Annotated in this window: 18 protein-coding genes and 1 pseudogene; 12 read left to right on the top strand and 7 right to left on the bottom strand. The window is 64.4% G+C overall.

Annotated elements, in window-relative coordinates:
• Positions 1-16: 16 nt before the first annotated feature.
• From ABD301_RS40780 to ABD301_RS40760, 5 genes are all read left to right on the top strand, one after another.
• A complete protein-coding gene (locus tag ABD301_RS40780; protein WP_344315383.1) occupies positions 17-1,408 on the top strand; it encodes a SagB family peptide dehydrogenase in 1,392 nt (463 codons plus the stop codon).
• 31 nt (positions 1,409-1,439) lie between these two features.
• Positions 1,440-1,988, top strand: coding sequence for a phosphopantetheine-binding protein (locus tag ABD301_RS40775; protein WP_344315381.1), 549 nt, complete (start codon positions 1,440-1,442; stop codon positions 1,986-1,988).
• Positions 1,985-3,391, top strand: coding sequence for a serine hydrolase domain-containing protein (locus tag ABD301_RS40770; protein ID WP_344315380.1), 1,407 nt, complete (start codon positions 1,985-1,987; stop codon positions 3,389-3,391). The genes ABD301_RS40775 and ABD301_RS40770 overlap by 4 nt, the downstream gene beginning before the upstream one ends.
• 68 nt (positions 3,392-3,459) lie before the next feature.
• Positions 3,460-4,617, top strand: a complete 1,158-nt coding sequence (locus tag ABD301_RS40765; RefSeq protein WP_344315378.1) for a glycosyltransferase family 4 protein — start codon at positions 3,460-3,462, stop codon at positions 4,615-4,617.
• Positions 4,614-5,918 (top strand): glycosyltransferase, encoded by a 1,305-nt coding sequence (locus ABD301_RS40760; protein ID WP_344315377.1) that lies wholly within the window; start codon positions 4,614-4,616, stop codon positions 5,916-5,918. The genes ABD301_RS40765 and ABD301_RS40760 overlap by 4 nt, the downstream gene beginning before the upstream one ends.
• On the opposite strand, the gene ABD301_RS40755 is transcribed toward ABD301_RS40760, so the two are convergent.
• Positions 5,841-6,944, bottom strand: coding sequence for a serine hydrolase domain-containing protein (locus ABD301_RS40755; protein ID WP_344315376.1), 1,104 nt, complete (start codon positions 6,942-6,944; stop codon positions 5,841-5,843). The genes ABD301_RS40760 and ABD301_RS40755 overlap by 78 nt on opposite strands.
• Positions 6,945-7,116: 172 nt before the next feature.
• Between ABD301_RS40755 and ABD301_RS40750 the strand changes: the two genes are divergently transcribed.
• The 6 genes from ABD301_RS40750 to ABD301_RS40725 all read left to right on the top strand — a co-directional run bounded on the left by ABD301_RS40750 (position 7,117) and on the right by ABD301_RS40725 (position 15,234).
• Positions 7,117-8,847 carry an ABC transporter ATP-binding protein gene (locus tag ABD301_RS40750; protein ID WP_344315375.1) on the top strand — a complete coding sequence of 577 codons (1,731 nt, stop codon included), beginning with the start codon at positions 7,117-7,119 and terminating at the stop codon, positions 8,845-8,847.
• The gene (locus ABD301_RS40745; RefSeq protein ID WP_344315374.1) at positions 8,844-10,724 is read left to right on the top strand and encodes an ABC transporter ATP-binding protein; all 1,881 of its coding nucleotides are present in this window, start codon (positions 8,844-8,846) and stop codon (positions 10,722-10,724) included. The genes ABD301_RS40750 and ABD301_RS40745 overlap by 4 nt, the downstream gene beginning before the upstream one ends.
• A 28-nt stretch (positions 10,725-10,752) precedes the next feature.
• On the top strand, positions 10,753-12,078 hold the full coding sequence (locus tag ABD301_RS40740) for a YcaO-like family protein (RefSeq protein ID WP_344315373.1): 1,326 nt from the start codon (positions 10,753-10,755) through the stop codon (positions 12,076-12,078).
• A gap of 108 nt (positions 12,079-12,186) precedes the next feature.
• Positions 12,187-12,363: a hypothetical protein gene (locus tag ABD301_RS40735; protein WP_163569451.1), complete on the top strand. Its 177-nt coding sequence runs from the start codon at positions 12,187-12,189 to the stop codon at positions 12,361-12,363.
• An 82-nt stretch (positions 12,364-12,445) separates the two neighbouring features.
• The gene (locus tag ABD301_RS40730) at positions 12,446-13,882 is read left to right on the top strand and encodes an AMP-binding protein (RefSeq protein WP_163569452.1); all 1,437 of its coding nucleotides are present in this window, start codon (positions 12,446-12,448) and stop codon (positions 13,880-13,882) included.
• Entirely contained in the window at positions 13,879-15,234 is a 1,356-nt protein-coding gene (locus ABD301_RS40725; RefSeq protein WP_163569453.1) for an AMP-binding protein, read from the top strand. The genes ABD301_RS40730 and ABD301_RS40725 overlap by 4 nt, the downstream gene beginning before the upstream one ends.
• 15 nt (positions 15,235-15,249) lie before the next feature.
• On the opposite strand, the pseudogene ABD301_RS40720 reads toward ABD301_RS40725, so the two are convergent.
• Positions 15,250-15,891: pseudogene (locus ABD301_RS40720) on the bottom strand (NADPH-dependent F420 reductase); the annotation flags it as partial.
• Between the two features lie 90 nt (positions 15,892-15,981).
• Here ABD301_RS40720 and ABD301_RS40715 point away from each other — a divergent pair.
• Positions 15,982-16,347 carry a winged helix-turn-helix transcriptional regulator gene (locus ABD301_RS40715; protein ID WP_344315372.1) on the top strand — a complete coding sequence of 122 codons (366 nt, stop codon included), beginning with the start codon at positions 15,982-15,984 and terminating at the stop codon, positions 16,345-16,347.
• A gap of 270 nt (positions 16,348-16,617) precedes the next feature.
• On the opposite strand, the gene ABD301_RS40710 is transcribed toward ABD301_RS40715, so the two are convergent.
• From ABD301_RS40710 to ABD301_RS40690, 5 genes are all read right to left on the bottom strand, one after another.
• Positions 16,618-18,015, bottom strand: a complete 1,398-nt coding sequence (locus tag ABD301_RS40710; RefSeq protein ID WP_344315370.1) for a WD40 repeat domain-containing protein — start codon at positions 18,013-18,015, stop codon at positions 16,618-16,620.
• Positions 18,005-18,520 (bottom strand): sigma-70 family RNA polymerase sigma factor, encoded by a 516-nt coding sequence (locus tag ABD301_RS40705; protein WP_163569458.1) that lies wholly within the window; start codon positions 18,518-18,520, stop codon positions 18,005-18,007. The genes ABD301_RS40710 and ABD301_RS40705 overlap by 11 nt, the downstream gene beginning before the upstream one ends.
• A gap of 175 nt (positions 18,521-18,695) precedes the next feature.
• Positions 18,696-18,842, bottom strand: coding sequence for a hypothetical protein (locus ABD301_RS40700; protein ID WP_163569459.1), 147 nt, complete (start codon positions 18,840-18,842; stop codon positions 18,696-18,698).
• Positions 18,843-19,343: 501 nt separating this feature from the next.
• The gene (locus ABD301_RS42690) at positions 19,344-19,763 is read right to left on the bottom strand and encodes a transposase (protein ID WP_390624101.1); all 420 of its coding nucleotides are present in this window, start codon (positions 19,761-19,763) and stop codon (positions 19,344-19,346) included.
• Positions 19,764-19,861: 98 nt separating this feature from the next.
• Complete coding sequence (locus tag ABD301_RS40690) at positions 19,862-21,121, bottom strand: DUF222 domain-containing protein (RefSeq protein WP_344315369.1); 1,260 nt, start codon at positions 21,119-21,121, stop codon at positions 19,862-19,864.
• Positions 21,122-21,600: the final 479 nt, after the last annotated feature.

The following is a 21,600-nucleotide window of genomic DNA, read 5'->3' as shown; positions in this document are numbered from 1 at the left end:
CCTTTTCACTCCGCGCTTGACGGCGCCGATCGATCAGCTCGCACCGGCGACATTGCGCATCGGGACTCAGGTGTCGACATTGACTCTTCGACAGCTTCCGCACGGTGCCCTGAAGGCATTGTTGCGCCTCAGCGACGGGCCTGTGACCATGGCCGAACTGCTGGCCCTGGCCGGCCTCGACGGCAAGCCGAGCTCGGATCGCTTTTGGCTTGAAGTAGAACACCTTTTTTCCAGGTTCGCGATCAAAATCGCTATCGTGGACGACGACGGAACGGTCGCCGAACTGACCCCGAACAGTCAGCTTGCCGCTCCCGTCTGGGATCATCGCGGTATCACTGGTGAGTCCTACCGCGCTTCGCAGTACACGCTTTTGCGCCACGCCAACGGTGTCCTGCTTTTCGAGCAGCTTGTACGCCATGTCCAAATACACACGTCACGGCCCCTGCTGGCCACGATCTTCGCCGCGCTTGCTGATGCTCAGGATTTGTCAGACGTCTCCCTCCTTCTACCCGGGACGGCAGAAGGGGTACTTCCCGCAGCCATGTGGCTGCTCGCCCTGTCTGGAGCAATTGAACGGACTGATACGACGGAAGCCGACGATCCCGCGTTGACGGTCCGGCAGCCGCACGATTTGTTTCTTCACAACAACAGCAGGCGTGGTTTGTCTCCCGGGCGAGTTAGCGCGAGCTATCGCTTTGCCGGCCAGAAGGCGCCGTTGCCGGCCCTACGGGAGCCGTGGCCCGGCGAGTCGGTGGTGTTGCCGCGGCCGGATCTTGACGTTCTGCGCAAATGTGATCCCCCTCTCGCGGACGTGATGGAACGTCGACGATCCGTCCGTACGTTCCAGGACACCCCGCTGACGCTGCCGCAGATCGGTGAATTCCTCTACCGGATCTTCCGCGTCAAGTCGGTGGTCCCGGCTTCAATGGACAATGACCACGGGTACGAATCCACCCGTCGGGCGATTCCCAGCGCCGGCGGAATGCACGATCTTGAAGTGTATGTGGCCGTCGGTGCGGTGGCGGATTTGGAGCGATTGCTTTATCACTACCATCCGGCGAACCACACCCTGACACCGGTTTGCACTGCCGCACACGTCGCGCCCGCATTTGTCCAGGGTGCGCGACAGGCCACCGGGTGCGATCGCGAGCCGGCAATCGTCGTGGTACTCGCCTCACGTTTCGGACGCCTCGCGTGGAAGTACGAAGGGCTGCCGTACAGCCTCACCCTCCGGAACGTGGGCGTCGCCTACGACGCGATGTACCTCGTCGCGACCGCGATGGGGCTTGCGGGCTGCGGGCTAGGCACCGCCGACTCGGCGTTGTTCGGTGCGGCCACAGGAATACCAGCACACGTCGAGTCGTCCGTAGGCGAATTCATGCTGGGCACGCCGAGAGCGGCGGGGTAACAGGAAACCGAGTCTCAAAGGGAGAGGCGTCATGTGGAGTTATGAAGAGCTGGAGGCGGTTGCCCAGCGGCTTCGCGACCATGCCGAGGTCCGGGAAGTGGCGGCAGTGCGAAACAGCGACGGGCTTCGGTACATTCTGATCGAACCAGACGGTTTCTCTTTTGGTCCGGCGCTGCGTGATCTGGTGCTCGACCAGGTCGAGCCGCACAACGGAACGAACGTGGTCGCGATCGTGGGCTCGATTCCCACCGATCCGGACGGGACTATCAACCGGGAGAACTGCGTCGCCATCGCTGAAGCACTCGAACGTACTCCCATCGGGCTGTTCCGTTACGAGCCGCCGGCCGACCAGACCGAGGTCGCGCTGGTAGAACTTCTGTTGGAAATGCTGCCTTACCAGCGGATCAGCATGACAGACAACTTGCCGATGCTTGGCGCGGACTCGCTGGTGATCGTCGAGTTGAGTGCTGTCCTGTCGGAGCGTTTCGGCGTGCAGGTTGGCGCGATTGAACTCTTCGAGGTCCGCGACCTGCGCGGACTAGCGGCTCGTCTCGCTGCCTCAATGGCCCTCCAGGGATGATCCCCACCGAGGCCCGCACGCTGCCGATTTCGCGCTGCGGGGTGTCCGAAATCATCGACGTGCTGCACACTTTCGTCGAAGAGACAGGGATTCCCGGTGCGTCCGCAGCCGTTTTCTCCGCGGATGGGACAATCTCAAGCGCAGCAGTCGGCGTCCGCGCCGTTGACGCCCCACAAGAGCCGATGACGACGGACACTGCCGGACCGCTTTACAGCCTGTCAAAACTGCTGACCATGACAGGCATCGCGATCCTGGTTGACCAGGGTGAGCTCTCGTTCGACGAACCGATCACTCGATATCTGCCCGACACGGAGCAGACCGAACGATTCTCCACCACGACCTTGCGCCACCTGCTCAGCCACACCAGCGGACTGTTGCCAGTCGCGCCCTCACCGACGCATCCTGCCCAGTCGTACGACGCGCTCGAGCGCTGGGCTCTGGGTGCGGGTCTGACCACCGGTCGACTTTCTCTTCCGGAGCAAGGTGTCTTCGGGTACAGCAACGTGGGCGTCGCACTAGCCGGCTATGTCGCCCAGAGGGTCGCCCAGGAGCCGTTCGCGTATGCGATGCGGGATCTTCTGTTCGGCCCGGCCAGGATGCGGCGGGCCACATTCGACCCGCTGGTCGCGATGACCGGGCCGATCACCCAGCAGCACATGCAGGACAAGGGGCGACTGTGGGTACGGCGCCGGTTCGATCTGCCCGCGGAGTTCATGCCGTGCACAGGTGCTTTCGGGTCGGTGACGGACCTGGCCAGGCTGGGCATGGTGCTGCTCGGTATGGACAGCGTGCGTCCCTTGCTGTCCGAGCGTCTTCGGCGGGATATTCTCCACCCCACAGTGGACGTCGGACTCGACATCGAGCGAATACACGGGCTCGCGGTGGCGCAATGGCCGCGATATGGCGGCATGGCGTGCATCGGGCACGACGGTCACTGGTCGGGTTGTTGGCTCAGACTGGCGATTATTCCGGAGCTGCGAATTGGTGCGGCCTGGCTGGACAACCGAGACTTCGACCGCGGCCTGCGAGGCATCCGTACGTCCAGCATCGACCAGCTCTTGCATCTCGCGGGGGCGGGCAGCCGTGACGCGGCCCGAGCGTACGTCCCCAATGACCTTCCGTCTGTCGCGGTGGCGTCTGGGACCTACGCACGTCCGGCCGGACGGCCGATCGAGATCACGGCTGAAAATGACGCACTGGTGGCCACCGATGGCCCGCGGACGGCCCGCTATTCACACCTGAGCGGCCGAGTTTTCGTTGCCGACGAGAGCAAGGATCTGATGGGGTACGTACCCTGGGAACCGGAGATCCACACTGATCGTTCCGCGCTCTGTCTCGTCGGACCGCCGAAGTCGCCGACGCACCTGCTGCTCAACGGCGTTCCATACCGGCGGGTTCGATGACCTCCGCGGACCATGAGTTGCTGAGGATCCTGCAGATCTCGTTTGCCTATCCTCCGACCGTAGGTGGGGTGGAAAGCCATGTCTGGGATGTCAGCCACCGGCTGCAACAGGAGGGCCATGCGGTCCGTGTTGTCGCGGGTGCTGGACCGGCAAATACACCAGGCACCGTGGAGGTCCGGCGCTTTGACGAACTCACCGTGGCGCGCCTGCTGGATATTCGCGCTCCGCTGCATCCAGACGCACCACCTGATCCAGTAGCGGTAGGCCGGCTGTCGTCGTTGCTGTCAGCCGAAGTCGACGACTTCGGACCTGACGTCGTGCACATCCACAATCCGCACAGGTTCGGACCCGAGCTGGCACATGCACTTTTCGAAGCCTCGGCTGTGCCAGCGGTGGCGACGATTCACGACCGGGTTCGCCCGTCCCTGTATCCGCAGGTTCTCAACCTGCCGTGGGAGGTCGTACTTTACGTCAGTCATCACATTTCAGAGGAGCTACCCAGCGCCCGGTCGACCGCCGTACGCTGGCTCGGCATCGACCTGGACGCTTTTGGTCCCGACGGGCCGGCGGACGCGCGGCTGCAGGCCATGCCCCGGCCGGTGATCTTCCACCCGGCGCGGTTGAAAAGGTGGAAAGGCATCGAATGTGGTATCCGGGCTTTCGCCGAGGTTCATCGGAAGCTCGGGGGCACGTTGGTGCTCTGTGAATCGGGCGATGTGGTGGGCTCGCCGAAGCGGGCCGATCAGTTTCGGGCCGAACTGACAGCCCTCGCGAACCGTCTCGGAATCGCCGCCTCGGTACGTTTCGCGAGCTTCACGTACGCCGAGATCCCGGCGGCTTACCGTGCCGCAGACCTGGTCTGGTATCCCACCATTGACGAGGAGGCGCTTGGCCTCGTACCGCTGGAGGCAATGGCCGTCGGAGTCCCCGTCGTCGTGTCCCGATCGGGCGGGATGCGAGAGACGGTACGAGACAATGAAAATGGTCTCACGGTGGAAAAAGACAACTCGGCCGCGCTCGCGGCAGCCGCGACGCGACTGCTCACCGACCAGCGGTTGCGCGACAGAATCGTGGCAAACGGGAGACGACACTCGGCCGACTTCGACGTCGGATCGTACGCTCAATGGCTGGTCTGGCAATACTGTTCGGCAGTCAATGTGCGACGGCCCCTTATGGTTACCCAGGAAAGAGCGCCCGCGATGACGCGACTGACAGACATTTCATGAACGGCCGCGATCAGCCGACGGTCTGGATCTTCACCGACCTCTACTGGCCCACTCACGCCGGCGTAGCGGTAACGGTCGACTTCACTATCGAAACACTGCGAGCAGCGGGATATCGGGTCGGCCTCGTCGCGGTAGGGAACGCGGTTGGCTCGGCAGCTGACGACGTGATCGCCGTGCCGGCCGTCAATGACCTGAACTACCAGGGGGACCAAACCGCGGTGTTCAGCGCGCTCGCGCTGACCAGGAAGCTCCGACGGTCGACTTCGCCAGCGGATGTCTTCATCCTGGCCACTCCTGGACGCCTCGGTTTGAGCGGGATCGGGATCGGCCGGCTGCTCAACATCCGGACGATCCTGCTGCACCTGACGGATTTTGTGGCATACACCCGATATTATTCGCCGGCCAGGCTCGTCCTCACCAACGCGGCCAAAATTTCCTTTGCCTTGATGGCTTCGGCGGTCGCGCGACGGAGACCGCTAACCCGCGAACGGTCCCTCGTCCCGCATCGCGGGACGGTCAGGGGTAGGGCGTTTTTCGCGACGGCGGCGCTGACCATGATCTGCAGACGTGCGGACACGGTCCTCGCCCTTTCCGAATGGCATGCCGCGTCGTTGCGCCGTTCCGGTATTCCGGCGCGGGTGTGGCCGTCCGGAATCACCCTGCCAGCGAACTGGCCTGCTCGCCGCCGTACCAAGTCGGCTGCGCCGGTCCGCTTCCTATACGTCGGGCGGGTGGTGCCGGAAAAGAATGTCCTGTTGCTGCTACGAGCGTTCTCTTTGTTGGTGGCGACCGGCATCGAGGTCGAACTGGTGATCGCCGGGACCGGCCGGGCGCTCGACGAGGCGAAGACATTCGCCCGGTCAGCGGGAATCGGCCGCGCGGTCCGGTTTCTTGGAGGAGTCCCGCGCGATGACCTTGGGGCGGTCTATGCGGAATCGGATGTCTTTGTGTTTCCATCGGTGACCGACACCCAGGGACTCGTGCTGTCCGAGGCCGCGCTTTACCGCCTCCCGCTGATCACCTTGGACCCGCGGCTGCCGCTCGGCACCACCGACGCGACAGCTATGGGCGATCCAGCAGCTCTTGCCAGCCGAATGGGCGCGTTGGCGCGCGATCCCCTTGTTCGCCGGCGGGCCGGCGAACAAGCGTGGCTGTCGGTGTACCGTATGCAAGAGCGGTCACGCGAGAGTTTGCTATCGGTGGTCGGCGCGTACGCGCGAAAGTCAGTGGTCCGCGACGCCCAGGCCCAGGTCGGCGCGGACCGCGGTGCCCACCGCGGAGACGAACGCATTGGTACGTAGGCTCAAACTGCTGAGTCGGTAGGCCACAACTGTACGGCTGCCCGGCTCGCAGATCACCCCGGTGCCGTACCGACTGCCGATCGTGCCACCGTGCCCGAACGCGGCCGAATCCCAATCGTCCGCGAAGTTGATTCCGGTGCCACCGCGGAAAAACCCGGTGGCGAACGGGACACTGGGCTGTCCGGTGGTGACGCTGATAGGCATCGACGGCTGGATCAGGGCAGCTACGGTGGCGGGCTCGATCGGCACTACTGCCCCTTCCATTGTCGCCTGGCCTTCTAGGCAGTCGAGGATACGGACGTACAACCTGACCAGGTCGCTCACGGAGGCGCACCCGCCCCAAGCTGGATTTGGCCGGTCGTACAAGCGGTATTTTCCCTGGTCGACGTACGGTTCCCAGTTCTCGGTCCCGTGACGCAACAGGAATGGGTGATTTTCTTCGGCATGTCCTAACAGGCGCGAATCCTCTGCGCCAGGCCACATTATGCGCGTAGTCAGCGCGATAATGGGTTCGCCGAGGACCTGCTCGGCCACCCACCCGAGCAGGTGCCACCCGGCCGTGAGGCTGTAGAACCCGATCGGGCGCCACGTCCACGACGCGATCCGGAGCGCGAGAAGTCGGTCAACGTATTCGTGGAAGTCCACCGAATAGACTCTCGTGCTTCGGAGCTCAGGGATTCCGGCCCGATGAGTGAGCAACTCGCGCAACGTACAGTTGGCAATGACTGCGTTCGTCCCGGCCGGCACCCAGCGCGAAAGGTGATCGTCCAAACTCAACAGGCCGTGCTGTGCGGCCGCCGCCAGAACCAGCGCGGTGAGTGGCTTTACCGCGCAGCGCATCTCGCCAACTGAGTCGACGCGAGCCGGTACGCCTGCCGATTCGGCGCCGAATGCCGCGTTCGCCACGAGTTCGCCATCGTGGAAGACGGTCAGGTGGATACCAAGCATCACGCCCGCCGCCAACGCGCTTTCACACAGCTGCAGGGTTTGTGTCAGCCTCGCCAGCCCCATCGATCCGTCGTTCATCGAGCCTCATTTCCAGATAGTCGTTTCATGCCCCTGTGAAATGAATACTCGTTCTCTCCGGAAGAAAAAGGGCGTGACATCTATTGCCGGTTTATTGCCGCCTCGTCCGGCGGTCATAGACGCCGCGAAATGAATATTCTTTCGGCAAGGCTGACGGAAAGGCAACGCGATGATGAGCGACCCGCTGTATGCCCGACTGTGGCAGCAACGCCGGCTGCTGTGCTGGGTCCTGCTCGCACAGATCGGGTCCACCGCGGCCGCGCTCGCGCTGCCCAGGCTCAATGCCGATCTGATCGACCGCGGCATCCTGGCCGGCGATTTCGGGTTCATTGTCACAGTCGGAATGCGATTGCTGGCGGTGACCGCGGCGCAGGTGATGGTGGCGGTCATAGCGATGTTGTGTGGCCGCCGCGCTGCCTTGCGGTTCGCCCGGGACATACGCCGAGCGGTCTACCAGAAAGTCGTGCGAATGTCCGGGACGGATCGGCTTGTCTTTGGTACCGCCTCGCTTGTTACTCGGATGACGGCTGACGTACAGCAGGTGTTCCTGCTGGTGCAGATCCTCAGCGCGACGGTCGTAGCTGTCCCGATTACTGCCGTCGGTGCCGTCATCCTCGCCATTGAGGCCGATCCCGTGTTGGCTCTGGTCCTACTGACAGCGGTTGCTGGACCTGGTCTCGTCGTCCTTGTCGCGCTTCGCAAAATGGCCGTCCCCGCCGGAGACATGCAATACCACCTCGACCACATGAACGGCGTATTCCGCGAGCAGGCCGCCGGACAACAGGTGATCAGAGCCTTCGGCCAGGAAGCCGCCGAGCACCGACGCCTGTCGCTGGTGACCGAGAACCTCGCCAGATCAGCGCTGCGGATGGGCCGCATATACGCACTCACGCCGAGTGCAATCGCACTGGCGCTTGCGGTTGGCAGTTGCGCCATGATCTGGGTAGGCGCCATACGGGTCGACCAAGGGCGCCTCCAGGTCGGTGAGGTGTCAGCGTGCCTGGGCTATCTAACCCAGGTGGTAAGCGCGATAGCGGTCGCCTCGTACGCCGCTGTCGCCATTCCACGCGCCCGAGCATGCGCCCACCGGCTGCGAGCGGTCCTGCTGGCCCCCACTTCGGTGAGGCGACCTCACAGTCCCGCGCCGATGCCGAAAGGTCCGCTGTCTATTACTCTTCGACACGCGAATTATCAGCATCCAGGCGCCGATCAGCCAGTTTTGCAAGACCTCGATTTCACCGTGGCGGCCGGTACCACCACGGCAGTGGTGGGCAGCACCGGATCCGGGAAATCAACGCTGCTTCTCCTCCTGATGCGAATCCTGGAATGCGAGCCTGGCCAGATTTTCGTCGGTGATACGGACAACCGCACCGTGGATCCGGAAGTTCTGCGTGCGCGGATCGGATACGTCGCCCAGCACTCGTCTGTGCTGGGCGGCACCATCGCAGACTGCCTGCGATACGGCGCGCCGTCGGCGACGGACGAGCAAATATGGAGCGCGTTGAAAGTCGCCCAACTGGCGGACTTCGTCGCTTCGCTACCTGACGGTCTCCGGGCACGAGTCGACGCGAAGGGCGGAAACCTTTCCGGCGGCCAACGACAGCGGTTGGCCATCGCCCGAGCGGTCCTCCGGCGGCCCGACATCTATCTTTTCGATGACGCCTTTTCCGCGCTGGACAGCCTGACCGAGACCAACGTACGTTCGGCTCTGCGGCCCATTCTGCGTCACGCGACCGCGGTCGTGGTCACCCAACGATTGGCAACGGCGATCGAGGCGGACGAGATCGTCGTACTCGACCAGGGGCGGGTGGTGGGCCGCGGTAGGCACCCCACGCTCATTCGCGATTGCGTTGCCTACCAACGGATCGCGCGAAGCCAGGCCGACCTGACGGCGGCACGATGAAGGCACCGGGCCGTACCGACCGCTCGCTGCTCCCGACCTTGTGGCGGTTGATCCGCTTTCTGGCGCCAGAACGGTGGCAGGTCGCGACTGTGGTGCTGTGTGTCGTCGGGTCGACCTGCGCCGCAGCGGTCGGTCCACGCATTCTCGGCGCTGCCACCGATGTGGTGTTCGCTGGTGCCCTGGGGCGCACACTCCCGCTCGGCCAGACCCTCGCACAGGCAGCGGACGCGGCGCGCTCACGCGGCGATACCCGGCTCGCCGACATCCTGGTACGAGCACACGTCGTGCCTGGCGTCGGGATGGACATCCCGACGCTCGACCGGCTCCTTGCCCTCGCACTCGCGATCTACCTCATGAGCGCGGCGCTCGGCTGGCTGCGACAGCAGGCAGTGAACCATCTGGTCCAGCGGTCGATCATGCGGCTGCGGCTCAAAATCGGCGCCAAACTACACAGCCTGCCGCTGTCCCAGGGCCGCCGAGTCGGCGACCTCCTGAGCATCGCCACCAACGACACCGACAGCGTCGCCACCTGGATTGGTCAAGCGGCCGGCGTCCTTTTCACAGCGTTGACCACCATCTGCACGGTAGAGGCGATGCTGTTCTCGGTGTCGCCATCCTTGGCGCTGATCGGATCGGTCAGCGTGCCAGCATCGGCACTGTTGGTATCGATCATCGCCAAACGATCACGCCGGCATTTTCGCGGCCAGTGGTCGGCCCTGAGCGAGGTCAGCGCACACGTCGAAGAGACGGTGTCGGCGATGGACCTGGTGACCGCGTTCGGTCGCGCCGACGCCGCCCTCGCCGATTTTGACCGGCACAACAACACCTGGTACCGGGCGGCCGCTCGCGCGCAAGGGGTCTCCGGGATGGTCGTGCCAGGCACGACACTCGTCGTCAACCTGAATTTCGTGCTGATCGCCACCCTCGGTGGCTTGGGGGTCGCGACCGGTACGCTCAGTCTCGGAGACGTACAGGCCTGCGCTCAGTACGCCCGGCAGCTTCTGCAGCCAATGCTGCAGGCATCATCAACAACCAACTTACTGCAGTCCGGGTTGGTGTCGGCAGAACGAATCTTCGATCTCCTGGATAAGTCGGATGAGCCACCGGATCCAGCCGAGCCGACTCCGCTCCCACCGCGCAACACCCGCGAGCTGCGGATCGAGCGAGCCACTTTCTCCTATCCAAAGAACAGTCCGGTTGTCGTGGACGCGACGCTGTACGCACCACCCGGATCGATGGTCGCCATTGTCGGTGCCACCGGTTCCGGCAAGACCACGCTCGCCTCGCTCGCCGCCCGATTCCACTTTCCCTGCACTGGGCGTGTTCTGCTCGACGGAGTCGACATTCGCACGGCGAGACGTGTGGATGTACGCCGCGGGTTGGCGATCGTACCGCAGGAATCGTGGCTCCTTTCCGCCACCATTCGCGAGAACATCGTCTTCGGCCGTCCGCACGCCAACCCCCGCGAGTTTCGCGCCGCTGTCGAGGCGGCCCAGGTCGACACATTCGTCCATGGCCTGCCGGACGGCTACGACACGGTCGTCGGTGAGGCAGCGGGCCGACTGTCCGCGGGACAGCGGCAACTCATCGCCATCGCCCGGGCCTTCATCACCGAGCCGGCGCTGCTAATCCTCGACGAAGCCACCAATGCGCTGGACAGCGGCACCGAACTCGCCGTGGTACGGGCGATGGCCGTGCTGCGATGGCGTTGCACAAGTCTCGTCATCGCGCATCGCCTCTCCACCGCGCGCATAGCCGACATTGTCGTCGTGATGTCCCAAGGCCGAATCGTCGAGCAAGGCACCCACGACGACCTGCTTGCGCGCGGCGGGCTCTACACCAAACTCTACGACGCGCATAAAGCGGTTCGAGCATAGGAACCTGTACCCAAGGAGGTGTCTTTTCTTGCCCGCATTGAAGACAGTCGCCGATGCCGAGGCGTTGGCAGTCGAGCAAGAACAGTCTGCGGAGAGCTTGGTCGGCCGGTATGGGATCGTGGACAATATCGTCCGCATCGACACCCGCGGATGGTTGCCGCCAGGAACTGCGGTGTGCGCCTCGTCCTGCGGTTATCCGGCCCGATTGCCGCCGTTCAACGGGCGCGGTGCGAAATCCGTTCTCGGCGCTGGTCGAGCGGTCGACGACGCGCAAAAGGCCCGTACGATCGCGATCTGGGAAGCGATTGAACGCTACAGCGCGATCCGTTACAGCGGTAATTCCATCACCGCCACCGGGCAGGAACTGGGCGACAGTGCATTGTCTTTGGCTGACCTGCCGAGGATATCCGCCGCCGAGGCCCGGCGACCAGGATGTCCTATCCACCTGCCGGACCCGGGCGCCCCTATCCGGTGGGCACCGGCGTACGAGACGACCTCGGGTACCGTCCGTCTCGTGCCAACCGTTGTGGTGGAGCATCTTCCTGTCAAGAACCCGGCTGAGAAGTTCTGGCTGCCAATCTCGACTGGGTGCGCGATCCACCAAACCACTTCAAAAGCCATTCTTGGTGGGCTTATGGAAGTCGTCGAGCGGGATGCGCTGGCGACCGCGTGGCTCCGCAAACTGCCTTTACCCCTTCTTGATCCCGAGATCCTCGACGAGCCTGCCCGACGCTTTCGCGAATGGTATCGCCGTCGCGGCGCGACACTGCATCTCTTCGACGCCACGACAGACCTGGGCATTCCGGTGGTGCTCTGTGTTCTGGACATCCCGCATCATCCGCGGATTTCCCAGCTGGTCGCCTCGGCCTGCGGCTTTGACGTCGCGGAAACGGCCACGAAGGCAATGCTGGAAGCCGGCGGGATCTACCGGCTGTTGTTGGACCGACCCAGACAACGCCGTTATGCCGATCACCACGCCGTGAGTGACAACGCCGTGGTGATGGGAGCGCCGTCGCGCCGACGGGCGTTCCGTTTCCTGCTCGACGGCCTCGATCGCCGCCCTACTAGCAAAATCCACTCCCGAGCCTTCGCGGACGACGCATCGGCTCTTGACGACGTCACGGCCACCTTGGCCGCGCATGCCATGCAAATCTATATGGTTGACCTCACGCCACCTGAGCTCGCTCCACTGGGATGTGCGGCGGTACGTGTCTTTATTCCTGCGCTGCAACCAATGTCCCTCAATCCCTTCGTCCAGTATCGGGGGCACAGCCGGCTGCGCGATCCGCATCCGGCGGCGTCGAGCCGCACCCGTATGCGTGACCTCAATCGGTGGCCTCAGCCAATGGCGTAGCACGTTTCTTTGTTCGAAGAAGAGGAAATTGCAGGATACTTGCCTGGTCTAGCCAGGCCGCGGGATTGACACTGACATCGGCAATACACCCAACGAAAGGGGAAACCCATGACCATGGCGCTAACGCGGCCGTCAACGCTCATCGACGAGATCGAGATCGTCACTGCGAAACCGGACTTCACCGAGGAGTTCACCCACGGAACCGGCGTCTCCTCGGAGAGCCTCGGTGGCTGCGGTGGCTGCGGCGAGGCATGCTGCGAGGTCTCCGGCACCTGCGACGACTGATTGGTTCACTACGCGACCGCTCCGGCGCCATGCCGGAGCGGTTGGGGTGGCGGCGGACACAGACCGGAGAAACGGACGACACATGAATCTCGACACGGCGATCGAGACGTACGCACGAGAACGCGGTGATGATCCCGCGCTGGTCCTTTACGCCCAGCGCGGTACGCAGACCGTACGGGACACCGTGACATGGGCCGAGCTCCAGCGCGAAACATCCCTGCTGGCAGGAAAGTTCTCCGAAGGCAAGCATTGTGTCGTGGTGGTCATGACTCGGCACGACCGGACCGACCTCGCGAATCTGCTGGCCGCGCTCAGAACCGAGCAGTCGGTGCTGGTGGTGAGTGGCGGATCGGCCACTGCGGCGCATCAGGCGCTCGTCGACGAACTCCGCTCTACGGTCGGCTCTGTTGTGGTCGCACAGGGAAAAGTGGTTGAGACCGACCCGACCGTGCCGTTGGGGCCGCCACTGTGGGGTCCATCGGTGACCATGCTTGCCTCCGGCGGTACGACTAGCCGGCCGAAAATCGTCCTGGATCACTCGATCCGGCTAGCCGGCACTCGACCGCGAGAGGTGCGTCTTTATCCGCGTACTGGCTGGCGTGAGGGCCAACGCCAGGTCATTTGCAGCCCGCTTTATCACGCGGCGGGACTGACACCATTCATCGAAGGCATCGTCGACGGCAACGTCAACTATGTCCTGGAGCAGTTCGATCCCGCGCTGCTCATCGACATGCTGGCCACCGGCGAGATCGAATGGATACAGGCGACTCCGTTTCACCTGGGCGCGTTGTTGGCGCGGCCGAATGGGCTCGACTCGGTCCGGCCCGGCCCGGTTGTCGTCCATGGCGCGGAACATTGCCCGAGTCGCGTCAAGGCCGCTGTTCATGCGCATTTCGGTGCCTCCCGAGTCTACGAGATTTACGCGGCCAGCGAGGGAATCGGTGTCACCATCGCCCGCGGCGATGAATGGGAGATGCGTCCTGGCACGGTGGGGCGAGGTTTCTTCACCAGCGTAAGAATCGCCGACGAGAACGGGTTTCCGATGCCGGCCGGCATCGTCGGGACGGTCTACCTGCGGACCGGCGGGCGTCGCGCCGCGACCTATCTGCAGACGACCGGTCGGCTGCGGGCGACCCCGGACGGGTACGTCACCCTCGGCGATATCGGCCACGTCGACGAGGACGGGTATCTGTATCTGGCGCCCCGGCAGATCGGCACCATGACCGTGGGGGGCGTCACCGTCGTCGCGACCGAGGTGGAGTCCGCGCTGCTGGAGCACCCGGACGTGATCGACGTGGGAGTCTTCGGGCAGTACAGCGCGGTGTTTGGCGAGCGCGTGGTGGCAGCCGTTGTCGCACGGACCGAACACCTGTCGGACCGCGCTCTTCGTCAGTGGGCCCGGCCGCGACTGTCCGCCGCGCAGCTCCCAGTCGGGTGTTTCTTCGTCCCCTCACTGCCCCGACAACCCGGCGGCGGGATTGACCGGATTGCCCTGGCCGCGCTGGGAGACAGCTCGTGAAGTCGACCACTCGCGGCCAGGAACTACACCACGAACTGCTGTCCCGCGGCCGGCCCGCCGCGGACGCGATAGTTGTCGACGGAGTTCGGGTCACTTACCGCGAACTGCGTTCGCTGGTTACTCGAGCTGCCAGCGACCTTTCCAGACCTTTCCATCTTCTCCCCAAAACCAACGGAATTCCCGGCATCGCGCAGTATCTCGCCTGCCAGCGGGACGGAGTCACGGCGGTGGCCTATCCGACCGGAGTCGACGACGCGACGCTGCGGCGCACGGTCGTACGGCTGGCGCAGTCCGCCGCCGACGAACCGTTACCCGACGGCACCGCGTTGCTCATGCCAACGTCCGGCTCGACCGGCGCCCCTGGTTGGGTCGCGACGACGTACGACAACCTGCTCGCCAACTGCCGGGCCGTCGTCTCCCGGCTCAAGTTGCACTCAGGCCTACGCGTCTACAGTCACTTGCCGTTGAGCTACTGCTTCGCATTGTCGGTGCTCAACACACATTTGCAGGCCGGAGCCACCTTCGTCACCTCGTCGGCGCCTTTCGGCGCACCCGCTGCCTACGATGCAGTGGTGAATCTCGGCTGCAACGGGTTCGCCGGTGTGCCCTCAATGTACGAAGCGTTACAAGTGCAGGGATTTTTCACCGCGTACGGAAAGAAATTGGTGCATTTACAGCACACCGGTGGTGCCCTGCGGAACCGGACCGTACGGCAGCTCGCGGACGCGGTCCCGGCCGGCGCCAAGTTCTACGCGATGTACGGCCAAACTGAGGCCACCGCGCGCATCGCCGCTTTCGACGTGCTGACCGACCTGTCCCGCGCCGGGTCTGTCGGTCCCGTACTGGACGGATTCGAAGCGACCCTACGCCCGGCGCAACCGGGAGAGGACCACGGCGAACTTGTTCTCACCGGACCGTCCGTGACACCGTTGACGATCGACCCGACCGGCGACCGGCTGGTGCGGTCGTCACTGGCCACCGGTGACATAGTCCGGATGGATGCCGACCGCCACCTGTCCATCGTCGGCAGGACCAGCACTGTCATCAAGGTTGCCGGGATGCGCGTACACGCCGAAACCATCGAGCAGGCGCTGGCCGACCGCGGTGTCAGCGGTTACCTCGTGGCATTCGCCGTTCCCGACCCGGCGTATGGAGAACGGGTCGGTGTGGCGGTCTGTGGCTCGGCGGCGGACCGCGATAAGGTCGCTCGCGCCGCCGCGCTGGCGCTTCCGCCGGCGCTCAACCCGGCACACGTCTGGACCCTACCCACCATCCCGATGACGGACTCGGGAAAGGTGCGACGCGCAGAGGTCCGCGCCCAGTGCCTGAGAGGCGCCGCCGCTGGTCTTTGAGAGACTTCGCTGCGGTCAGCCGCCGAGACGGGGCATGGCCCGGGCAGGATCGACGCCCTTGAAGGCCAGCCCGATGACGAAACCGGCGACCTCCTCCAGCTGACGGGACCGGGACAGCGGGCCGAGTACGGCCGGCTCGCCGCCCACGTCCCGGATCAGCTGGCTCGTACGCTCCAACGCCGTCTCGTCGTCACCGCAGATCGCGACGACCGGTGACTCACCTTCGCGCGGCGCGGTCCACTGAGTGGAGGCGAACAGGTGGAACGCCTTCACCACACGAGATCCCTTGGCGATGTCGGTGACCTGTTCCGCGACCGATGTTCCCGGCTCGGTCAGCAGTACGCCAACGCCGTGCCCGATCGCGTTCGTGGCGTCGATCACCGGCGTACCGGCGAGGCTGCCCTCTTCGGCACCTGCACTACGCAACATTTCCCCGACGCCTTCGTAGCTGACGGCGAGCAGCACCACGTCCTGATCGGCCACCGCCTCCTTGGGACTGGTCGCGCGTACGCCGCCGCCCAACCGCTCCGCCAGTGCGTTCGCCTTTCCCTGCGACCGGGCGCCGATGGTCACCTCGTGGCCCGCCTTCAGCCAGACGGTGGCCAGTCCTGCGGCCAGTACGCCCGCGCCCAGAATGCCGATTCTCATGGTTCTTGCCCTGTTCTTCGAGTGATTTTCGGATAGCGGTCACGATAGTTTTCCCGATACGCACCAATCGGTAGGTGACAGCGCGCGATAATCGGGGTGATGACGACGCACTGCAACCCGTACGACCAGCTGGTCGCCGACTGCCAGCTGCGCGCGGCCACCGATCTGTTCAGCCACCGCTGGGATCCGGTCGTCCTGGTGGCGCTGCAACTCGGGCCGCTCCGGCGCGGTGATGTATTGACCACCATCGGCGGGATCAGCGACAAAATGCTCACCGAAACGCTCCGGCGGCTGACCGGCAACGGGCTGGTCGAACGTCAGACGTACGCGCAGGCGCCGCCCCGGGCGGAGTATTCGCTCACTCCGCTGGGCCGCAGCCTGGTCGAGGGCCCCATGCGGGCGCTCGGCAAGTGGATCCTCGAACACGGCGAGGAAATGTTGGACGCCCAGGAACGCGTCCTATAACCCGCTGGGCCAATTTCTCAGGAACGCATCCAGAGCAAGATCAATCCTGCCTCAGTTGATCTTGACACAGAGGGATCACCCGATTCGGAGCTCCTTGTTCCGCTTCTTTACAGCCCCAGCACCAAATGTGCGATCGCCTGCAATGGCGGCAGTTGCTTGTACTGGTTGTCGATCGGCTCTCGGATCAACTGCTCGTATGAAGCTGTGGTGACCGGAGAAACCCTCTCACGGACGACCGCACGAAGCAGCGGACCCGTCCGGGAAAAGGTCTCAGCGAGCGCGCCGGCGCCCGAACCGCCGGACCAGTAAGACGCACCCGCAGGCGAGCAGGACGAGGACCACCGACATCGTCAGTGCCCAACCGGGCCACGGCCCACGGTCCGGATCACCGGCGGGGACGATGGTCATCTTGGGCACCAGGTTGCTGGCGAGCTGGAGAGCTCCGACGCCGTGTGCGCCACCGTCCAGAATGGACAGTGTTCGATATTTTCCGGTACGCAGCGAGACTTCGGCCAGCGCATCGTCCGGATAGCGGGTGTCACGCCCGGACGGACCGCGTACCAGGAAACTGTCGGCCGAGCGCCAGCCCAGGATCGGCGAATACGGATTGCTTGCCTGGGAGACTGCCTTGGGAACCGTTCGCCCGAGTCCACTCGGGTCCACCACGAGAAACGTCTGCGTCGGGTTCAGGCCCGTCGGCGGCTCGCTCAGCGGGCCGGTGACCAGCATCGACCCGTCCGGCGACCAGGCGTTCGCGTCGCTCAGTTCATGGTCGCGCGCGATCGGCAGGGTCCGCAGCTGGGACCCGTCCGCTGCCAGGATCCGAAGCGTCGCGCCGTCCTGCACGGCGATCTCCCGACCGTCCGGCCGAAACGCCACGGCACGTACCTGGGTGTACGCGGGAAACTGCCGGGTAGATCCGGTGGTGACGTCGAGCAGGCCCAGAATTCCCTTACCGGTCTGGACGATGTTCGGATAGGTGCCGGTGAGGGGTTCGTGCTCGTTCGGGGTGATGAGGTACGCGAGATAGCGTCCACTCGCCGACCACGCCATCGCCCGTACGGCGCGGCCCTTCAGAAGCGGGAAACTCCGCGACTGGCCAGTGGACAAGTCGACCATCTCGATGTCGCCGTGCGCCGCACAGCTGTCGCCGATTGCCACCCGCCTACCGTCAGGAGACAGCAGCGCCTTCGCGGGGCCGGCCAGGAGGGGCAGCCCATCGTCCACCCCGCGGCAGCCACGGTCGTCGGCCTGGGTGAGACGGCGATATCTGTCGCCGTACGCCGACAGGATCATCGGCTGTTCGTAACCGAGGTCAGCCTCTGGCACGGCCGTGTAGTAGGCGATGGCCGCTCCGGGCGGACTGGCCGCAACAGATCCGGCGAGCAAGGACAGCCCGGCGATCGGGTTGGGTAGCGCCGGCGTTCCGGCCGGCGCGACCGCGGGCCGGGGCGGGCTAGGCAGCAGCCGCGGCATGATCACCGCGCCGAGCACCAGTACGACCACCGCGGCGGCGACCAGGTACGGAAGGAGGCGACCGGCGCGGCGGTCCGGCCGCCCGGAGTTTGCCCGCCGGAGAACATCCGCGATGTCGGCATCGGAAATCCTGGCCTCCGCGCAGTGGTGGTCCAACGCGGTCCGGATTCGGTCGTTCAAATCAGTGCTCATCGAAGTACTCCCGGAGAGTGCGCAGGCTTCGGTGCAGGAGCGATTTGACGGTGCCGGGCCGACAGCCCAGGCAGTCCGCGATCGCGCTCTCGGACAGATCCAGGTAATAGCGCAGAAAGATTGCCGCCCGATGCCGTGGTGAGAGCCGCGCCAACGCCGCTCGTACGGCCACCGCGTCCGGTCCGACCACGTCTGGTCGGCTAGCTGCCGTGGCCGGCCCGGGTTCGGCCGTGGCATGCCGGCGTTCGACGATCCGACGGCGCACCCACCCGGTGGCTCGGCTCGCCACGATCCTGCGCAGGTACGCCACTGGATCGACTAGCTGGTCGAAGCGCCGGTAGAGCTCAGCGAAGGAGTCCTGAGCAAGGTCCTCAGCCGCCGCGACATTACCGGTGGTGACGTAGGCCAGCCGCACCATCGGCGAATATTCGCGCAGGTAGAGCGCATGGAAGCTGCATTCCCGCGCTTCGGCGTGGACGTCGCCACCAGCGTTCGCCCTTGCCATCCAGTCCACTTTCATACCCTGTCAGGTGCGCGAGCGCAGGATTTGGTTGCACCTGGACGTCAGGCCGGAAACCCACTGAGCCCTCGATCGGCACGTCGGCGGCCTGCTGGGCGAAGCCCCACTGCTGGTCCTCCAGGTCCTCGACCAGGTAGTTGCGGTCCGCATACGGCTTGGTTTACGGCTCGGCGATGGCGGTCGCGCCAGCAGCCTTGGCCCCGGCGAAATGCCCGCCCACATCGTCGACGTACAGATGCGCGAGGTGGTGTACGTGCCCGGTGTCCTCACCGTCCAGCTCCGGCAGGTCAATCCGACGAATTGACACGGAGCTGCGACCGCCAGGGCTCCAGCGTGACGCCCGGCGCCGTTGCGTCCCAATAGCGCCCCGAAGTCGAGCCGGCCAGCGGTCGACAGCCGGACAATCTCACCCTCCATCACGGTCCGCGCCGGCACGTGCTCGGCAATCACGGCCGCAACCTCCGGAAATGACCAGGTCAGCGAATTTTTGTCGGCGAGAGACCGGCTCGACGACGCCACGGCCGGTTTTCCGTGCCAGTACGCGGAATCCGTCCCACTCGAGGTCGAATCGCAGTGCCGAGGCCGAGGCAATAAAGGCCGCCGGAATGCTACCAGCGTTCACCGGACTGGCCTGCCACGACGCCTGGGTGCCGTACGACACCCCACACCAGCGCTTCGCATTCATTGTGTAACGCCCACGCGCTTGCGTGAATTGCAAGCTGTTATCGAAACAAACCGACTCTGCTCAATGGTGTTGGGCCAGCCAGGTCGCGCAGGCATTGCGAGACATGAAAACCCTTGTTGACGATCAACTACTAAGCCGGCAGTTATCTAAGAGACTTTTGTGATGTATCGAAGGCGCGGGTCGCCGAAGAATGCCTGACCAGGCGTGGCAGTTTCTGGAGGCGGGCCAGGGCGTTGGTGGGGAGTTGACGTATTCGGTAGTCACACCGGCGGTATGAGCTTTGTGTCGGTCCAGGATCAGAAATACCGGTCGACGGGAATCGCGGACGAGCTTCTTGAGGAAGTCGATAAACACCCCGGAATTGACGTTCCCGGTGAACGTACCGAACTTCAACGACCCGCCGGCGGTAATCGCCGAGATCATGCCGATCGACTTGCGGTTCCCGGTCTTCTCCAGCACCGGGGTCTGGCCGATCGGCGCCCAGGTGGTGCCGCTGTGAAAGTCCGACCGAAGACGCCTCGTCGCCGAAGTACACCACAGCATCCGCCTTCTTCGCGGCCTTGACGATCGCCGGATACTCCACCTCCTTCCCCTGCTCGCTGGCGGTGGTGAGCCCGGGATCGCAGGGCGCCTTTCCGCCGCTAGAACGGTGGTGGTGGGTATTCGTCGTTGGGGGTGACGTCGTACGTGCGTCCGGTGGGGCTGGTCCACAGGAAACGTCCGGGTGTGGGTTGGGTGACGGTCCAGCCGTGTTCTTTGATGTCGTTATGGAACTTGCAGGCCGGTCCGGCACTGTCGTACGCGGTCTTCCCTTGCGGGTCACGGAAGGGGGTGGTGTGGTCGAACTCGCAGGTCGCCGCGGGCCTGTTGCAGGCGGGTCCGCAGCATCGCTGGTCTCGGGCGTTGACCAAGTCGCGTAGCGCTTTGGTGGGGCGGTAGCGTGTACGGCCGTGGTCGATCACCACTCCGCTGACGGGGTCGGTGAGGATTCGGTACCATTCGCTGTTTTCGTCGCCGGCGAGTTCGCGGGCGCGTTGCGCGGTCATCGGCCCGTATCCACTCAGGATCGCGGGGTTGTTGTCCAGGCCCATCAACGTGGTGGCGTCGACGCGGAGTTCGATTTTGGTGCGTACGTTGCTGGGCACGCCCAGGCACAGATCGGTCAACGCATCCGCTCGCAAAGCGTCCATCGTCCGAGTCTCGTCTTTGGTTTTGAGGCTGCGAGCGATGGTGTCGATGATGCGGTAGATCGCTTCCGCTGATTCGGCGGGCAGGAACGCGCCCAGCAGCGCCATCCCGTCTTCGCAGGGCTGCTTTTCCACCCGTCGTTCGGAGACCAGTTTCTTGCGGCGGGCTTCGGCAGCGGCTGGGTCGATCTTGATGACCTCCCGGCGAGCCCTGTCCCGGATCGATCGAGGCGTTTTCGAGTCGGCACCGGGCAGCACCTTCTCCTCGACTTTCCGAGCGTCTTCAGGTGAGAGGTGGCCGACCTGGTCCGCGAACGTGAACGCCTTACGCAAGTCAAGGTGACCGTGAGACATCCCGGCCATGGTGCCCGGCAGTTCGTGGACGAGTTGGTACGCCAAGTTCAGTCGTTTCTGGGCCGCTGACAGGCTCCAGGTCAGCATTGCGGCGATTTCGCCGGCCGCGTATTTGGAGAATGGTGCACCTACGGCGGGTCGGGCGTTGGTGAAGCGGTCCATGAACCGCATCTGCATCGCCTGCGTATATGAAATCACCTTGTCCAGCGCCTCGACCGCGGCCAGCGCGGTGTCAGCGTCCGCTCGGCCGTACCGGTCGAGTTCCTCCAGCATCTGCAGGGGAACCCCGCTGGGTGGCATGGTCCGCCATGGTTGCTTGTTGGGGTCCGTGAATTCCGGTCGCCTTCGTTTTCTGCTCATGACCCGATTTTACTGGCTGCCACCGACAGTCGGGCTGCCAGTTTTCGTTTCTGTGGATAAGAAACGGACCACCTAATGCCCCTGTGGAGAACTTCTATTTCAGAGCGCGCGCTCTGGACCGATACTCAACTGCTTGTTTTCTACGAAGCGGTAATGAGGCCCATTCGTCTCCACGTGGTGCCCACTGTGAAAATCGGACCTGATCCAATGCCTCGTCGGGGCGAAGTACACCACCGGACCGGTCTTCTTCGCGGCCGCGACAAAGGCGGAACATTCGTCGCTCTTCCAGCTCTGCCCGCCACAGACGGTCGCCGCGGCGATAGGCCCATCTTGCCCAGCAACCGTCCGACTACCACTGACCAGCCCCACCACAAGCCCATCAGCCAAGCCCGAGAAAGTCCACTACAACACACCCGCCTTAGGGGCTGGAATCATATAAGATTTCAAACAGTTGATTTGATTGTGTAGTTCCACTCGCC

This window comes from Fodinicola feengrottensis (assembly GCF_039530045.1).
Taxonomy (GTDB): domain Bacteria; phylum Actinomycetota; class Actinomycetes; order Mycobacteriales; family HKI-0501; genus Fodinicola; species Fodinicola feengrottensis.
Note: the sequence above shows the minus strand (reverse complement) of the source record. Positions and strands in the feature narration are given on the sequence as shown.

Excerpts from the sequence above, each read along its gene's own strand:
- ABD301_RS40705 (WP_163569458.1), bottom strand. The coding sequence starts at position 18,520 with ATGGCAAGGGCGAACGCTGGTGGCGACGTCCACGCCGAAGCGCGGGAA.
- ABD301_RS40745 (WP_344315374.1), top strand. The coding sequence starts at position 8,844 with ATGAAGGCACCGGGCCGTACCGACCGCTCGCTGCTCCCGACCTTGTGG.
- ABD301_RS40730 (WP_163569452.1), top strand. The coding sequence starts at position 12,446 with ATGAATCTCGACACGGCGATCGAGACGTACGCACGAGAACGCGGTGAT.
- ABD301_RS40715 (WP_344315372.1), top strand. The coding sequence starts at position 15,982 with ATGACGACGCACTGCAACCCGTACGACCAGCTGGTCGCCGACTGCCAG.
- ABD301_RS40750 (WP_344315375.1), top strand. The coding sequence starts at position 7,117 with ATGAGCGACCCGCTGTATGCCCGACTGTGGCAGCAACGCCGGCTGCTG.
- ABD301_RS40775 (WP_344315381.1), top strand. The coding sequence starts at position 1,440 with ATGTGGAGTTATGAAGAGCTGGAGGCGGTTGCCCAGCGGCTTCGCGAC.
- ABD301_RS40755 (WP_344315376.1), bottom strand. The coding sequence starts at position 6,944 with ATGAACGACGGATCGATGGGGCTGGCGAGGCTGACACAAACCCTGCAG.
- ABD301_RS40710 (WP_344315370.1), bottom strand. The coding sequence starts at position 18,015 with ATGAGCACTGATTTGAACGACCGAATCCGGACCGCGTTGGACCACCAC.
- ABD301_RS40760 (WP_344315377.1), top strand. The coding sequence starts at position 4,614 with ATGAACGGCCGCGATCAGCCGACGGTCTGGATCTTCACCGACCTCTAC.
- ABD301_RS40690 (WP_344315369.1), bottom strand. The coding sequence starts at position 21,121 with ATGAGCAGAAAACGAAGGCGACCGGAATTCACGGACCCCAACAAGCAA.
- ABD301_RS42690 (WP_390624101.1), bottom strand. The coding sequence starts at position 19,763 with ATGCTGTGGTGTACTTCGGCGACGAGGCGTCTTCGGTCGGACTTTCAC.
- ABD301_RS40735 (WP_163569451.1), top strand. The coding sequence starts at position 12,187 with ATGACCATGGCGCTAACGCGGCCGTCAACGCTCATCGACGAGATCGAG.
- ABD301_RS40770 (WP_344315380.1), top strand. The coding sequence starts at position 1,985 with ATGATCCCCACCGAGGCCCGCACGCTGCCGATTTCGCGCTGCGGGGTG.